The 13,918-nt window shown below is 62.8% G+C and carries 14 protein-coding genes; 9 read left to right on the forward strand and 5 right to left on the reverse strand.

The features are described 5' to 3' along the window. Positions 1-71 precede the first annotated feature (71 nt). Together gshB and ACXAHG_RS10265 are read left to right on the forward strand one after the other, a co-directional pair. Complete coding sequence (gene gshB, locus ACXAHG_RS10260) at positions 72-1,007, forward strand: glutathione synthase (protein ID WP_475039563.1); 936 nt, start codon at positions 72-74, stop codon at positions 1,005-1,007. Continuing rightward, positions 1,007-1,915, forward strand: a complete 909-nt coding sequence (locus ACXAHG_RS10265) for an alpha/beta hydrolase fold domain-containing protein (protein ID WP_475057083.1) — start codon at positions 1,007-1,009, stop codon at positions 1,913-1,915. Before gshB ends, ACXAHG_RS10265 begins: the two co-directional genes overlap by 1 nt. Here ACXAHG_RS10265 and ACXAHG_RS10270 read toward each other — a convergent pair. The 4 genes from ACXAHG_RS10270 to cobU all read right to left on the reverse strand — a co-directional run bounded on the left by ACXAHG_RS10270 (position 1,904) and on the right by cobU (position 5,365). Continuing rightward, a complete protein-coding gene (locus tag ACXAHG_RS10270) occupies positions 1,904-3,412 on the reverse strand; it encodes a YifB family Mg chelatase-like AAA ATPase (protein WP_475039560.1) in 1,509 nt (502 codons plus the stop codon). The two genes, ACXAHG_RS10265 and ACXAHG_RS10270, sit on opposite strands and share 12 nt — an antisense overlap. A gap of 114 nt (positions 3,413-3,526) precedes the next feature. Continuing rightward, the gene (locus ACXAHG_RS10275) at positions 3,527-4,210 is read right to left on the reverse strand and encodes a glutathione S-transferase (RefSeq protein WP_475039559.1); all 684 of its coding nucleotides are present in this window, start codon (positions 4,208-4,210) and stop codon (positions 3,527-3,529) included. 58 nt (positions 4,211-4,268) lie between these two features. Beyond that, entirely contained in the window at positions 4,269-4,850 is a 582-nt protein-coding gene (locus ACXAHG_RS10280) for a histidine phosphatase family protein (protein WP_475039557.1), read from the reverse strand. Further along, positions 4,847-5,365 carry a bifunctional adenosylcobinamide kinase/adenosylcobinamide-phosphate guanylyltransferase gene (gene cobU, locus ACXAHG_RS10285; protein ID WP_475039556.1) on the reverse strand — a complete coding sequence of 173 codons (519 nt, stop codon included), beginning with the start codon at positions 5,363-5,365 and terminating at the stop codon, positions 4,847-4,849. Before cobU ends, ACXAHG_RS10280 begins: the two co-directional genes overlap by 4 nt. A 279-nt stretch (positions 5,366-5,644) precedes the next feature. On the opposite strand from cobU, the gene ACXAHG_RS10290 reads away from it, so the two are divergent. Genes ACXAHG_RS10290 through ACXAHG_RS10315 form a run of 6 tightly spaced genes read left to right on the forward strand, consistent with a single transcriptional unit; the run spans position 5,645 to position 10,514 of the window. Continuing rightward, positions 5,645-6,523: an RNA polymerase factor sigma-32 gene (locus ACXAHG_RS10290; protein WP_475039555.1), complete on the forward strand. Its 879-nt coding sequence runs from the start codon at positions 5,645-5,647 to the stop codon at positions 6,521-6,523. Continuing rightward, positions 6,520-7,356, forward strand: a complete 837-nt coding sequence (locus ACXAHG_RS10295; RefSeq protein ID WP_475057085.1) for a ChaN family lipoprotein — start codon at positions 6,520-6,522, stop codon at positions 7,354-7,356. The genes ACXAHG_RS10290 and ACXAHG_RS10295 overlap by 4 nt, the downstream gene beginning before the upstream one ends. A 60-nt stretch (positions 7,357-7,416) precedes the next feature. Continuing rightward, positions 7,417-8,613 carry a bifunctional phosphopantothenoylcysteine decarboxylase/phosphopantothenate--cysteine ligase CoaBC gene (gene coaBC / locus ACXAHG_RS10300; protein ID WP_475039552.1) on the forward strand — a complete coding sequence of 399 codons (1,197 nt, stop codon included), beginning with the start codon at positions 7,417-7,419 and terminating at the stop codon, positions 8,611-8,613. A 36-nt stretch (positions 8,614-8,649) separates the two neighbouring features. Then, positions 8,650-9,105, forward strand: coding sequence for a dUTP diphosphatase (gene dut / locus ACXAHG_RS10305; RefSeq protein ID WP_475039551.1), 456 nt, complete (start codon positions 8,650-8,652; stop codon positions 9,103-9,105). Next, positions 9,105-10,154, forward strand: a complete 1,050-nt coding sequence (locus ACXAHG_RS10310; protein ID WP_475057087.1) for a HesA/MoeB/ThiF family protein — start codon at positions 9,105-9,107, stop codon at positions 10,152-10,154. Before dut ends, ACXAHG_RS10310 begins: the two co-directional genes overlap by 1 nt. A 9-nt stretch (positions 10,155-10,163) precedes the next feature. After that, positions 10,164-10,514 (forward strand): hypothetical protein, encoded by a 351-nt coding sequence (locus tag ACXAHG_RS10315; protein ID WP_475057089.1) that lies wholly within the window; start codon positions 10,164-10,166, stop codon positions 10,512-10,514. A 14-nt stretch (positions 10,515-10,528) separates the two neighbouring features. Here the strand turns inward: ACXAHG_RS10315 and ACXAHG_RS10320 are convergent, their stop codons facing one another. Continuing rightward, positions 10,529-11,737: a trans-sulfuration enzyme family protein gene (locus ACXAHG_RS10320; protein ID WP_475057091.1), complete on the reverse strand. Its 1,209-nt coding sequence runs from the start codon at positions 11,735-11,737 to the stop codon at positions 10,529-10,531. Between the two features lie 110 nt (positions 11,738-11,847). Between ACXAHG_RS10320 and ACXAHG_RS10325 the strand changes: the two genes are divergently transcribed. Further along, positions 11,848-13,863 (forward strand): M3 family metallopeptidase, encoded by a 2,016-nt coding sequence (locus tag ACXAHG_RS10325; RefSeq protein ID WP_475057092.1) that lies wholly within the window; start codon positions 11,848-11,850, stop codon positions 13,861-13,863. Positions 13,864-13,918: the final 55 nt, after the last annotated feature.

The following is a 13,918-nucleotide window of genomic DNA, read 5'->3' on the forward strand; positions in this document are numbered from 1 at the left end:
TCTGCGCCTGACCCATTGAACCCGGGGCGGCGCTGGGCCATGTATTCGGGCAGTTTACAAGGGATACTGCCATGAAAATCGCCTTTCAGATGGACCCTATCATGGGCGTGGACATCAATGCGGACAGCAGCTTCCGGCTGGCCGAGGAAGCCCAGGCGCGAGGGCATGAGCTGTTCTTCTACACCCCCGACCATCTGGCCTATCAGGAAGGCCGCATCACCGCCCGCGGCCAGGATATGACCGTGCAGCGGGTCGCTGGCACCCCTGCGTTTCTGGGTGAGGAACGAGAGGTGGATCTGGCGGATTTCGACGTGGTCTGGCTGCGCCAGGACCCGCCGTTCGACATGCACTATATCACCTCGACCCATCTTCTGGACATGCTGAAGGGCCAGGCGCTGGTCGTGAACGATCCGTTCTGGGTGCGCAACTATCCGGAAAAACTGTTGGTTCTGAACTTCCCGGAGCTGACCCCGCCGACCACCATCGCGCGCGACCTGGCAACCATCAAGGCGTTTAAGGAAAAGCATGGCGATGTGATCCTCAAGCCGCTTTACGGCAACGGCGGCGCCGGTGTGTTCCGTCTGGATGCCAACGACCGCAACCTCACTTCGCTGCACGAGCTGTTCACCGGTTTCAGCCGCGAGCCGCTGATCGTGCAGAAATTCCTGCCCGACGTCAGCAACGGCGACAAGCGGGTGATCCTGGTCGACGGCGAACCGGTTGGCGCGATCAACCGGGTGCCCGCGGCAGGCGAGACCCGCTCAAACATGCATGTGGGCGGACGGCCCGAAAAGATCGGCCTAAGCGACCGCGACTTGGAGATTTGTGCCGCCATCGGGCCGCTGTTGCGCGAAAAGGGCCAGATCTTTGTCGGAATTGACGTGATCGGCGACTACCTGACCGAGATCAACGTGACCTCGCCCACCGGCATTCAGGAGCTGGAGCGCTTTGACGGCGTCAATATCGCCGAAAAGGTCTGGCAGGCGATCGAAGCCAAGATCAGCTGATGAGCTGGCAGCGCCGGGCCATGAACGCGTGGATGCGCTATGGCATGAAGCCGGTGCTGCAGCACACCAGCAGCCCGGATTTGGCGCGGCGGGTGTTCGAGCTGATGGCGCCGCGGCTCTACCCGGCGCTGCCCTTCACCCGGCTGTTGCCGCGGCCTGCGCCGGTGCCGCTGACGCTGATTTCCGCAGGCAGGCCGCGCAAAAGGCAGATCACCCTGTTCCTGCATGGCGGCGCTTACCTGGCCGGCAGCGCCCGGGCTTACCAGGGGATGCTGTCGCGCCTGTCACTGGCGGCAGGGCTGGAGATCGCGGTTCCCGATTACCGGCTGATGCAGGACGCGCCGTTTCCGGCCCCCTATGAGGACGCCATGGCTGCCTGGCATTATCTTCGCGGGACCGGCTACCGCGCGCAGGATATCCTGCTGGCCGGCGACAGTGCCGGCGGCGGCCTGGCGCTGGCCTTGCTGGCAGGCCTTTTGGCGGAACAGGAACGTCCTGCGGGCCTTGTGGCCTTTTCTCCCTGGTGCGATCTGACTTTGAGCGGGACCAGTATCCTATCAAACCGCAACCGCGATGTGATTATTCCGGCCGGCCGGATGCAGGAGGCTGTTGAGCAGTATCTGGCAGGCGCCGATCCGGCGGACGGGCGAGCCTCGCCGCTGTTTGCGGCCTTCCCTGACCCACCGCCGGTGCTGATCCAGGCAGGCAGTTCCGAGGTGCTGCTGTCAGACTCGCAGCGTATGTCAGAGCGCTTGCAGGATGCGGGCGGCACAGTTGCTTTGAAGATCTGGCGCAATGTACCGCATGTCTGGCAGTTCATGGCCGGGCACCTGCCGGAGGGGCAGGCGGCACTAGAAGAAGCTGCAGCATTTGCGCGGACGGTATTCACCCCCAGCTCAGTGGGTTGAGGGTAGCCTGAAGCTCAGCGCTTCGGCAAAATGCGGGCGCTTTACCTTCTCCTCACAGGCCAGATCCGCAATGGTACGCGCCACCCGCAGCACCCGGTGATAGCCGCGCGCGCTGAGGCCGAAGCGCTCGGCAGCGCGTACCAGCAGGTCGCGGCTTTCAGTGTCCGGGGCGGCGATCTCTTCCAGTAAAGCGCCCTCAGCATCAGCATTCTGGCGCAGGCCGGAGTGGCAATGGAACCGGGCGGTCTGCATTTCACGCGCAAACGATACCCGCTGCGCGACCTCGGCAGAACCTTCGGCGCTCGGCGGCAGCTCCAGGTCGGCCACATCGACCGGCGGGACATCCAGATGCAAATCGAACCGGTCCAACAATGGGCCGGAGATCCGTCCCAGATAGTTCGCGCCGCAAATAGGCGCCTGAGAACAGGCGCGGTTGGCATCCGCCAGATAACCGCATTTGCAGGGGTTGGCGGCAGCCACCAGCATGAAGCGGCTGGGGTATTTCACATGGGCATTGGCACGCGCCACCATCACCTCGCCGGTTTCCAGCGGCTGGCGCAGGGTTTCCAGCACCGGGCGGCCGAACTCCGGCAGTTCATCCAGAAACAGCACGCCATTATGTGCCAGGCTGATTTCTCCGGGTTGTGCCCGCCGCCCGCCGCCGGCGATTGCCGCCATGGATGCAGTGTGGTGCGGCTCACGAAACGGCCGCGCACGGCTGATGCCGCCGGCGTCGATCAGCCCGCATAACGAATGGATCATTGAGGTCTCCAGTGCCTCCGCTGCTGACAGGGACGGCAGGATCGAGGGCAGCCGCGCCGCCAGCATTGATTTGCCCGACCCCGGCGGGCCGACCATCAGCATGTGGTGGCGGCCTGCGGCCGCAATCTCCAGCGCCCGTTTGGCGGTCTCCTGCCCCTTCACATCACGCAAATCCCTGCCGCCAAGGCCTGTGACGGCCTCGCCCGGCGCTGAAGGTTCGATGCGGCGCTGACCGGTGTAATGCTGCACCACTTCGATCAACGTGGCCGCGCCGATAACCTGGGCGGCGTCGACCCAGGCAGCTTCCGGGCCGGAGGGCTTTGGGCAGAGCAGCATCCGCTCCTCTTCTGCCGCAGTCACCGCCGCGGGCAGGGCACCGGCCACCGGCATCAGCTGGCCGTCCAGGGACAACTCTCCCAAAGCAATGGTTTCTTCGGCCTTCTCCGCCGGGACGATGCCGATGGCCGCCAGCAGCGCCAGCGCAATCGGCAGGTCGAAATGGCTGCCTTCCTTGGGAAGGTCCGCGGGCGACAGGTTCACGGTGATCCGGCGCGAAGGCAGGGCGATGGACATCGCGGCAAAGGCCGCCCGCACGCGCTCGCGTGCCTCCTGTACCGCCTTGTCCGGCAGGCCGACGACGGAAAAGGCGGGCAGGCCGGGGGCGACGGCGCATTGCACCTCGACCAGGCGGGCCTCGACCCCTTGAAAGGCAACTGTGTAAGAGCGTGCGGTCATTTCTCCCAGCCTCCTGCGGTTCAGGGAGAAATGCTTGGTAATCGTGGTTTCCGAGTCGTTAACGCGGGCGGCGGCCAGCCGCGAATTCACGCAGATTTCGCGCTGGCCGTTGGATCAGCCCAATGACCATGGGCGCCGCGGCAGGTCCAGCGCGTAAGGTTCCGGGTCATAGCCGACCTCATGTGCCTGCTCCTGCCAGCGCAGCACCGCCGGGTCAGACAGCAGCAGCTTGCAAAATGCCTGGGTCTCCTGGGACACCGGCAGGCCGTATCCCATGATCCGGGCCGCAACGGGCGTGTAGAACACATCTGCCAGCGAGTAGGCTCCGAAAAGATAACCGCTGCTGCAGCCGGAAACCTTGCGGGCATGGGTAAACAGCGCCTCGATCCGGTCTAGGTCGGCCCTTACACCGCGTGAGACCTCGAACCCTTCGTACATATGCGCCAGCTGCATCGGGCATTCGCCGCGCAAGGCAGAGAAGCCGCCGACCATTTCCGCCGCCAGCCAGCGCGCCGTTGCGCGCTGGACCGGGTCCGCCGGCCAAAGCCCGGCATCGGGATGCCGTTCGGCCAGCGTCTCGGCAATGGCGAGGCTTTCACCGATCACCGTGCCCTCGGGCGTGCGCAGCGCAGGCACCAGACGCGCCGGAGCCAGATGCGCCATGTCCGCCGCCATGGTTCCGGAATACAGCCCCACCATATGAACACTATGGGGCAGAGAGAATTTTTCGAGCATGAGCCAGCCGCGCAATGACCAGCTGGAAAACATGCGGTCACCAATATAGATTTCGTATGCCATGGCCAGAGGCTAGCGCGGGTCCAGATATTTCAAAATGGAATGTTTGTGATGGCACACGTCACGGTAGGTGATTGATCTGTCTGGACTGCCAGCCATCCGGCCCAAGGGAGACTTCGCTGACCGACAGGTTGTCGATCCGATGCGCAAAAGCCTCCTCCGCCGTCAGCATTTCCGCCCGCTGGATCTGGGTCAGGATCTGGCCGAAGTGGCCGACCACGATCAGGTCGCGGCCCCGGTGCGTGCCGATCAGCGCGTCAACAGCCCGGTTCACACGGTTGCAGACCTGGTTCCAGCTTTCGCCGCCTGGAGGGGTGACGTCGCCCGGTGTTTCCCAATAGGCGCGGATGCGCTCCGGGTCTTCTGCGTCGACCTCAGCCCAGGTCCGCAACTCCCAGGTGCCAAAGTGGATTTCGCGCAACGCCTGCAGATGCGGCAAGCGCTGCCGCCGCCCCTGAATCGCATCGGCGGTTTCCACTGCGCGCAGCAAATCAGAGGACACGACCAGTGCATCTTCCGGCAGGTACCCGGCCAGACGCTGCAGAGCGGCTGTGTCGGACAGGTCAGCCGGCAAATCCGACCAGCCCACCATGGACTTGGCGTGCGTAGGGCCGTGGCGCACCAGGAACAGCCGGGTGATCATAGCTGGCCCTTCAAGACAAGCGGCAGCCCGGCCGTGACCTGAGCCACTGTGTTGGCCCGTGCCGCCAATGCGATATTGAGCCGCCCCTGCGCCTCGCGGAAACGGCGGGCCAGCTTGTTTTCGGGCACGATGCCCAGCCCGGTTTCATTGGAAACGATCACCAGATCCGCCTCGCAGGCGTCGATTGCGCTCAGCAGCTGGTCCTGTGCAGCCTGCAGATCATGCCCCGCCAGCAGATGATTGGTCAGCCACATCGTGGCGCAGTCCATCAGGCAGATCTGACCAGCCACCAGCGGCCCGAGAATCTTTGTTGCTGTTTCCGGCTCCTCAAAAGTGCGCCAGCCGTCCCCTCTTTGTTTCAAATGCTTGGACACTTTTTCGCGCATTTCACTGTCGAAAATTTGCGCAGTTGCCCAGTAAATCTTATCTTTTCCAGTGTTTATGCAGATCTGTTCGGCAAAGGCCGACTTTCCCGAGGCTGCTCCCCCCAGAATAAAAGTTACATTTGCAGGCATTTTTTGCTAACCTGTAAGAACGAAGCCGTTCCTGTGGGTAAACGCAGGGCCCGGTGAAGACAAGTGACCGCAGGATCCCGGGGTTCCGCTTATTAAGGCCGGGAAAGTCTGCGCAGGGGCCAAAATACAATTTCGCTTTTCCATTTTTGGCCCGTGGATGTGCCAAGAGTCGTATCCAGTGCGCTGTTTCTGCGATCCATAGAAGACCCGGGCTCACCCTTGTTCCATGCGCCTTCCCCAGGCGGCAGTTTGTTAATTAGTTTCCGGGGGGAAATCACAATGGCACTTGATCAAACACTCGAAAACCCATTGCCGAAACAGGCAATGCGGGCAGAACTGCTTGACGCTGAAACAGAGTTGCGCCTGGCCTATGCTTGGCGGGATGAGCGGGATGTAAAATCGCTGCATCGCCTCATCAACGCGTATATGCGCCTGGCTATTTCCATGGCCGCCAAGTTCAAACGGTACGGGGCGCCGATGAACGACCTGATTCAAGAGGCCGGGCTGGGCCTGATGAAGGCGGCAGACAAGTTCGATCCGGACCGCGGCGTGCGGTTTTCGACATATGCGGTCTGGTGGATCAAAGCCTCCATTCAGGACTATGTCATGCGCAACTGGTCGATGGTGCGGACAGGGTCCACATCGTCGCAAAAATCCTTGTTTTTCAACATGCGCCGGGTTCAGGCGCAATTGGAGCGCGAGGCGCGGGCGCATGGCCAGCGACTGGATCAGCATCAGCTGCACCAGCGGATCGCCACTGAAATTGGCGTGCCGCTGCGCGATGTGGAGATGATGGAGGGACGCCTGTCCGGCGCAGACTTCTCGCTCAACGCAGTGCAATCCGCGGACGAAGAGGGGCGCGAATGGATCGACGCGCTGGAGGACGACGCCGAGCAGGCAGAAGCCCTGGTGCAGGAACGGCATGACCGCCGGCAGCTGCGCAAGTGGCTGGTGACAGCTCTGCAGTCGCTGAATGACCGCGAACGCTTCATCATAACCGAACGCAAGCTGCGCGAACGGCCGCGCACCCTCGAAAGCTTGGGCACTGAGCTGGGCTTGTCCAAGGAGCGTGTGCGTCAGTTGGAGGCCGGGGCCTTCCAGAAGATGCGCAAGTGCCTTGAAAGCCAGTCGCGCGAGGTGCACAGATTGCTTTCATGAGAAAGCATGTTCGGGTTTTGAAAAATTTGGCAGGCGCCGCCGTTCTGGCGGCGTTCGGCTTGTCCGGCGCTGACGCCGGCGGGCCGTCCCAGGCGGCAGATGTGCTGCGTGTGGCAGATGTAGTGATTCTCGGCGAAGTGCATGATAACGCTGCCCATCACCATCGGCAGGCGGAGCTGCTGTCAGAGTTGCGGCCTAAGGCGGTGGTTTGGGAAATGATCACGCCGGAACAAGCGGCGGGGCTCGATAGCAGCATTCTTGCCAGTGCAGAGCAAACCGCGCTGCATTTGGATTGGGTAAGCTCAGGCTGGCCGGCGTTCTCACTGTATGCACCAGTCTTTGATGCAGCCAAAGGAGCACGCCAGTACGGTGCTTTGATACCGCGGGCAGAGGTGTCCCGGGCGCTGAAAGGAGGTGTCGCTGCCTATTTCGGACCGGATTCGGCTGTGCGTTTCGGGCTGGATCAGCCTTTGCCGGAGGCAGAGCAGGCCGCGCGGGAAGCGGATCAGCAAGCCAACCATTGCAACGCGATGCCAGAGGAAATGCTCCCGGTCCTGGTTGGTTTTCAGCGCTTGCGCGACGCCAGCCTGGCCGCAGCGGCGGATCAGGCGCTGGCGGAAACCGGCGGGCCGGTCGCGGTGATCACCGGCAATGGTCATGCCCGGACCGACCGTGGCCTGGCTGTCTATCTTGCCAAGGCCCGCCCCGGCGTTGTCATCCGCAGCCTGGGACAGTCGGAGGAGGGGCAAATCAGCGGCAGTTTCGACATTGTTCTTGACGCTCCCGCGGTGGATCGCCCGGATCCCTGTCCGGCGTTCCGCAAGGACGGCTGACTGCTTCACACTTTTGCCGCGCCGCAGTAAGGTCGCGGGAAACCGGGCGAGGATGCGCAGATGCTGGCTGGCAAACATATTCTATTGATTATCGGCGGCGGCATTGCGGCCTATAAGTCGCTGGAGCTGATCCGCCGCCTGCAGGATCAGGGTGTCCGGGTGACACCGGTGCTGACCAAGGCGGGGGCTGAGTTTGTGACACCCTTGTCGGTCTCGGCACTGGCTGGGACATCCGTGCATCAGGAGCTGTTCGACCTGACGGCAGAGTCTGAGATGGGGCATATCCAGCTGTCGCGCAGCGCCGATCTGCTGGTGGTGGCACCTGCCACGGCGGACTTGATGGCAAAAATGGCGCAAGGGTTTGCAAACGACCTCGCCTCAACCCTGCTGCTGGCGACTGACACGCCAGTGCTGGCGGCGCCCGCGATGAATGTCCGCATGTGGGAGCATCCGGCAACCCGGCGCAATCTTGAAACCCTGAAAGCAGACGGAGTCTCTTTCGTGGGCCCCAACGAGGGCAGCATGGCCTGCGGTGAGTTCGGACCAGGCCGGATGGCGGAGCCGGAGGAAATCCTTGCTGCCATCAGTTCCAAGCTTTCGGATGGCCCCTTGAAGGACAAGCGCATTCTGGTGACGTCTGGTCCAACGCATGAGCCGATCGACCCGGTCCGCTACATCGCCAACCGCTCCTCCGGGGCGCAGGGGGCGGCGGTGGCCCGTGCTCTGCGCAATCTGGGAGCGGAAGTGGTGTTCATCACGGGCCCGGCAACGGTCCGCCCCCCCGAGGGCGTGCAGGTGGTGGCCGTGGAAAGCGCCTGCGAGATGGCGTCGGCGGTGCAGCAGGCACTGCCCGCCGACGCTGGTGTCTTTGCCGCTGCGGTGGCGGACTGGCGTGTGAGCAGTGCTTCTGACCGCAAACTGAAGAAATCCAAGGACGGTTTGCCGGTGCTGGAATTCGCGGAAAACCCCGACATCCTGAAGACTGTCTCGCAGATGAAGGAGGGCCGCCCCAGGCTGGTGGTCGGCTTCGCGGCGGAGACCAATGACGTGGTGGAAAACGCCACCGCCAAACGCAAGCGCAAGGGGTGCGATTGGATCGTGGCAAATGACGTCTCCCCCGCGACCGGCATCATGGGCGGCAGCGAAAACGCGGTGATTCTTATCTCGGATGACAGGGCTGAGGAATGGCCGCGCATGGGCAAGGATGAGGTCGCCCGCAAGCTGGCAGAGCGGATCGCGGCTGCGCTGGCCGGGTGAACTTGAGTATTTTTGGAAAGATGAAGGGGAGCGGGGATGGTGACTATCCGTGTGATCCACGATGAGGGGGCAGACCGGGACGTGCCGCTGCCGTCTTATGAAACTGCTGGTGCCGCCGGTGCCGATGTGCGCGCCAATCTGCCGGACCGCGGCTGCCTGGTGCTGCAGCCGGGCGAGCGGGCGCTGGTGCCCACCGGCCTGCGGATCGAGATCCCGGCAGGCTATGAGGTGCAAGTCCGGCCGCGCTCCGGCCTGGCGCTGAAACATGGGATCACCCTGCCTAACACGCCTGGAACCATCGACAGCGACTACCGAGGCCCGCTGGGGGTGATCCTGCTGAATGCGGGGCAGGAGCCTTTTGAGGTCCACCACGGCGAACGCATCGCCCAGATGGTGGTGGCGCCGGTTCTGCAGGCCCGGTTCGAGCTGTCCGATGCCCTGTCGGAGACCAGCCGCGGTAGCGGCGGCTTCGGCTCCACCGGGCGCGGCTGATGCTGCGCATTCTCATCCTGGCCGCACTGATTTGGTGGGGCGGGCGCTTCCTCGGGCTGCCGCGGAATCTGCGTATCACACTGCTGGCGGTGCTGTTCATCGCCGTGCTGGCAGTACAGCTGACCTTGCCTGACGGGCACCCGCTGCGCGAAGGCACGGGCGGCTCTGCGGCGCCCTGGCTGATGCTGGGCGGCTTTGCCCTTGTGGCAGGGTTTTATGCGCGTATCGTGGCCGCCCTGAAAACCCGCGCCCAGCCTCAGGAAGCAGAGATGAACCAGCCTGCCAGCACCTTCACCGAAAGCGAGCTTGACCGTTATGCCCGCCATATCGTCCTGCGGGAACTGGGCGGACCCGGGCAAAAGAAGCTGAAAAAGGCCAAGGTGCTGGTGATCGGTGCCGGCGGGCTGGGCGCGCCTGCGCTGCAATACCTGGCCGCGGCCGGCGTGGGCACCATCGGGGTGATCGACGATGATGTGGTCGACAACGCCAACCTGCAGCGCCAGGTGATCCATCGGGACGAAGACATCGGCAAGCCCAAGGTATTCTCGGCCCAGGCCGCGATGCAGGCGCAGAACCCCCATGTTGAAGTGCGCCCCTACAACCGCCGCCTGACTGCGGAGACTGCGGCAGAACTGTTTGCAGAGTATGACCTGATCCTCGACGGCACTGACAATTTCGAAACCCGCTATATGGCCAACCGCACCGCGGTGGCGCTGGGCAAGCCGCTGATCTCTGGCGCGCTGTCGCAATGGGAAGGCCAGCTGAGTGTGTTTCATCCTGCCGAAGACGGCCCCTGCTACCAATGTATCTTCCCGGAGGCGCCCGCGGCCGGCCTCGCGCCCAGCTGTTCCGAGGCCGGGGTGATCGGCCCGCTGCCCGGTGTGGTCGGGTCGATGATGGCGGTAGAGGCGGTCAAGCAGATCACCGGCGCCGGGACTGTCCTGCGCGGTGAAATGCTGATCTATGACGGGCTTTTCGGGGAAACCCGCAAGATCCGCCTGTCCCGGCGCAAAGGTTGTCCGGCCTGCGGAAGCACCGGGCACATCTGACAAGATCCCGTGAACGAAGCCTATTACATCGCACTGCTTTGCGGTGCCCTGTTCGGCGGCCAGCCGGAACAGGTGCATGACTTTGCCTACCCCGGCGGCGCGGCGTCCATCCGCACCGATTGCGAGAATAAGAACCGCGTGATCGAATTCGGCCTCGACAAGCGCAGCAGCCTGGACAGCATCCAGCAGGCACTGTTCGCAGCAGAGGTCACGGGCAAGGAGCCGGTGGTGGTGCTGATCGACACCGATGGCAAAATGGGCCGCTATGAATGGCGCATTGCCCGGGCAGCAAACATTTCTGATATCCCGATCCGCATCATTCCGGCCGGGCTGACGGCGGGGGATGGGGCAGGCGGCTGATCTGCCCCTTCGCGCTAAAGCACCCGGTCCAGATCGGCTATCAAATCTTCGGCATCTTCCAGCCCGGCGGACAGGCGGAAGATCCCGTCACCGGCAAAGGCACGGTAGTCCGCCTCCTGCACAGGGGTGAGGCGGAAGGAGGTCTCCATCAGCCCCGTAGTCTCCATCCAGAACACCAGCGAGCGGTGGTGGCCCAGCGACACCGCATAGTGAATGACTTGCAGCTGATCGATCATCTTTTGCGCTACCGCCCGCCCGATTGCCGCATCACCCACCTGAAACGCAATCATGCCGGAGGTGCTGGACATTTGCGCTTGCACCAGATCCCGTTGCGGATGCGAGGCAAGGCCGGGATAGATTACCCGGGTAACCCGCGGATGCGTCTCCAGCCATTCTGCCACTGCCTGGGCGCCGGCCTCATGCGCCTTCATCCGCAGGGGCAGGGTGCCCATGCCGCGGGAGATCAGCCAGGCATTGAATGGCGATAGGATGCCGCCATGATGGATCGCCGCCTCCAGCCGCATCCGGCCGATCAGTTCAGCAGAGCCGGCGACCGCACCGCCCACTGCATCACCATGGCCGCCAATGTATTTGGTGATCGAATGCATCACCAGATCGACCCCCAGCGCATTTGTATTCATCCCCAAGGGTGAGGCAAAAGTTGCATCACAGCTCAGCAGCGCGCCGCCTGCATGGGCAATCTCTGCCACAGCCTTTAGATCGGTCAGCCGCAGGATCGGGTTCACCGGGCTTTCCGAATGGATCAGCCGGGTATTGGGGCGCATGGCATTTGCTACCGCCTCAAGGTCGGACAGGTTCACTGCGGAGACTTCGATGCCCATCCGCGGCAGCGTGTCCCGCGCCAGCTCTGCCACCCCAGCGTACGACACGTCTGAGACGATCAGATGATCGCCCGCTGACAGAAAGGTCAGAAAGATGGCTGTTGCCGCAGCCATGCCGGATGCGGTGCACAGGCAATCCTCGGTGCCTTGCAACGCGGCGATCTTGGCTTCCAGCGCCGAGACATTCGGATTGGCCCAGCGGGCATAGAGATAAGAGGTATCCTCGCCCATGTCATGCGCAGAGAACCCGGCGACATTCTGCGTCACAAAGGTTGACGACATATGCAGCGGCGGGGCAGAGGCGCCGGTGGCCGGATCCGGTGCTTCGCCGGCGTGCACCGCTATGGTTTGAATGCCCTTGTAGATATTGCTTTTGACCATCGAATCCTCCTGACGCTTCCCAAATTCTGGACAGGTATGTCCATGGCTTTCAACCCCAATTGCGGCCTCCCTCCTTTCCCGTTAGCGTCGCCGTCAAAGGAGACCCGCACATGTCCAACCCCCTTTTGGCCCACTGGGGCACGCCGTTTGAAATTGCCCCCTTTAACAATATCTCTGATGAGGATTTTGCTCCTGCGCTGGATCAGGCCTTGCACGCGCATTCCGCACAAATTGATGCCATTGCAAATAACGCAGAACCGCCAGGTTTCACCAATGTAATCGAAGCGCTGGAAACCCCTTGCCGCGAATTGGAGCAGGTGCTGGGTGTGTTCTTTGCGGTTGCAGGCGCTGACAGCAACCCCAGGCGGGAAGAGCTGCAGCGCGAATTTTCGCCCAAGCTGGCCGCGCATTTCTCTGCCATTACAGCCAACAAGGCGCTCTATGCACGCATCAAGGCAGTGTGGGATCAGCGCGAAGAGCTGGAGCTGACGGACGAGCAGCAGCGGGTTTTGATGCTGACCCACCGCGGCTTTGTCCGCGGCGGTGCGGCTCTGGGTGGTAAAGACGACAAACGGATGCAAGCGATCAAGGGGCGGCTGGCCACCCTGGGCACCCAATTCACCCAGAACCTGCTGGCGGATGAGCGCAGCTGGTTCATGGAACTGTCCGAAGGAGATCTCGAAGGATTGCCGGATTTTGTGGTCAAGGCGGCCCGCGCAGCTGGTGAGGAGAAGGGGGCCGCCGGCCCGGTGGTCACCCTGTCGCGTTCGCTGATCACACCGTTCCTGCAATTCTCTCCGCGCCGCGATCTGCGCGAGAAGGCCTTCAACGCTTGGGCCGCCCGCGGTGCCAACGGCGGGGAGACCGACAATCGCGCTATTGCCGCTGAAATCCTGAAACTGCGGGAGGAGCACGCGCAGCTTCTGGGTTACGGAAATTTCGCCGCCTACAAGCTGGAAACCGAAATGGCCAAGACGCCGGAAGCGGTGCGCAGTCTGCTGGTGGAGGTTTGGGGCGCGGCCAAGTCCCGTGCCGATCAGGACGCGCAGGTGCTGACTGCAATGATGCAGGACGATGGAATCAACGGCGACCTGGAACCTTGGGACTGGCGCTATTACGCCGAGAAACGCCGTAAGGCAGAGCATGACCTGGATGAGGCGGCGCTGAAGCCCTACCTGCAGCTCGACCGTATGATCGAAGCCTCCTTTGCCTGCGCAAACCGTTTGTTCGGGCTGGAGTTCGCACCGCTGGACGTGCCTCTGTACCACCCCGACTGCCGCGCTTGGGAAGTGACCCGCAATGGCGAACATGTCGCTGTTTTCATCGGCGACTATTTCGCCCGCGGCTCCAAACGCTCCGGCGCTTGGTGCTCAGCAATGCGGCAGCAAGCGAAGTACCCGGCGGTTCAGGCGCCGGTTGTGATCAATGTCTGCAACTTTGCCAAGGGTGACCCGGCGCTGTTGTCCTGGGACGACGCCCGCACACTGTTTCATGAGTTCGGCCACGCGTTGCACCAGATGCTGTCGAATGTGACCTATGAAAGCATCTCGGGCACTTCGGTTGCGCGTGATTTCGTGGAGCTGCCCAGCCAATTGTATGAGCACTGGCTGGAAGTGCCGGAGGTGCTCCAGGAGTTTGCCACCCACGCCGAAACCGGTGAACCGATGCCGCGGGAGATGCTGGAGAAGGTGCTGGGAGCGGCCAATTTCGACATGGGGTTCCAGACGGTGGAATATGTCGCCTCCGCCTTGGTCGACCTAGCCTTCCATGATGCTCCTGCACCCGCCGACCCAATGGCCAAGCAAAATGAGGTGCTCGCAGCACTCGGCATGCCGCGGGCGATCATCATGCGCCACGCCACCCCGCATTTCGCACATGTTTTCTCCGGTGACGGCTATTCCTCCGGCTACTACAGCTACATGTGGTCAGAGGTGATGGACGCCGATGCTTTTGCCGCATTTGAGGAGGCAGGCGGCGCCTTTGATGCAGAGCGCGCCCAGGCGCTGGAACAACATATTCTTTCCACCGGCGGCTCCGCTGATCCTGCTGATCTTTACACCGCGTTCCGAGGACGGCTGCCGGGCGTGGACGCGCTGCTGAAGGGCCGCGGGCTGGCCGCGGAATAGCGGGTGTTCCGTTGGGCGCAGCCGTGGAATTGAGTATTTAAGACCAGAAAGAAGC

The sequence above is a fragment of the Leisingera sp. ABD4_442 genome (assembly GCF_056160905.1).

Excerpts from the sequence above, each read along its gene's own strand:
- gshB (WP_475039563.1), top strand. The coding sequence starts at position 72 with ATGAAAATCGCCTTTCAGATGGACCCTATCATGGGCGTGGACATCAAT.
- ACXAHG_RS10265 (WP_475057083.1), top strand. The coding sequence starts at position 1,007 with ATGAGCTGGCAGCGCCGGGCCATGAACGCGTGGATGCGCTATGGCATG.
- ACXAHG_RS10270 (WP_475039560.1), bottom strand. The coding sequence starts at position 3,412 with ATGACCGCACGCTCTTACACAGTTGCCTTTCAAGGGGTCGAGGCCCGC.
- ACXAHG_RS10275 (WP_475039559.1), bottom strand. The coding sequence starts at position 4,210 with ATGGCATACGAAATCTATATTGGTGACCGCATGTTTTCCAGCTGGTCA.
- ACXAHG_RS10280 (WP_475039557.1), bottom strand. The coding sequence starts at position 4,850 with ATGATCACCCGGCTGTTCCTGGTGCGCCACGGCCCTACGCACGCCAAG.
- cobU (WP_475039556.1), bottom strand. The coding sequence starts at position 5,365 with ATGCCTGCAAATGTAACTTTTATTCTGGGGGGAGCAGCCTCGGGAAAG.
- ACXAHG_RS10290 (WP_475039555.1), top strand. The coding sequence starts at position 5,645 with ATGGCACTTGATCAAACACTCGAAAACCCATTGCCGAAACAGGCAATG.
- ACXAHG_RS10295 (WP_475057085.1), top strand. The coding sequence starts at position 6,520 with ATGAGAAAGCATGTTCGGGTTTTGAAAAATTTGGCAGGCGCCGCCGTT.
- coaBC (WP_475039552.1), top strand. The coding sequence starts at position 7,417 with ATGCTGGCTGGCAAACATATTCTATTGATTATCGGCGGCGGCATTGCG.
- dut (WP_475039551.1), top strand. The coding sequence starts at position 8,650 with ATGGTGACTATCCGTGTGATCCACGATGAGGGGGCAGACCGGGACGTG.
- ACXAHG_RS10310 (WP_475057087.1), top strand. The coding sequence starts at position 9,105 with ATGCTGCGCATTCTCATCCTGGCCGCACTGATTTGGTGGGGCGGGCGC.
- ACXAHG_RS10320 (WP_475057091.1), bottom strand. The coding sequence starts at position 11,737 with ATGGTCAAAAGCAATATCTACAAGGGCATTCAAACCATAGCGGTGCAC.
- ACXAHG_RS10325 (WP_475057092.1), top strand. The coding sequence starts at position 11,848 with ATGTCCAACCCCCTTTTGGCCCACTGGGGCACGCCGTTTGAAATTGCC.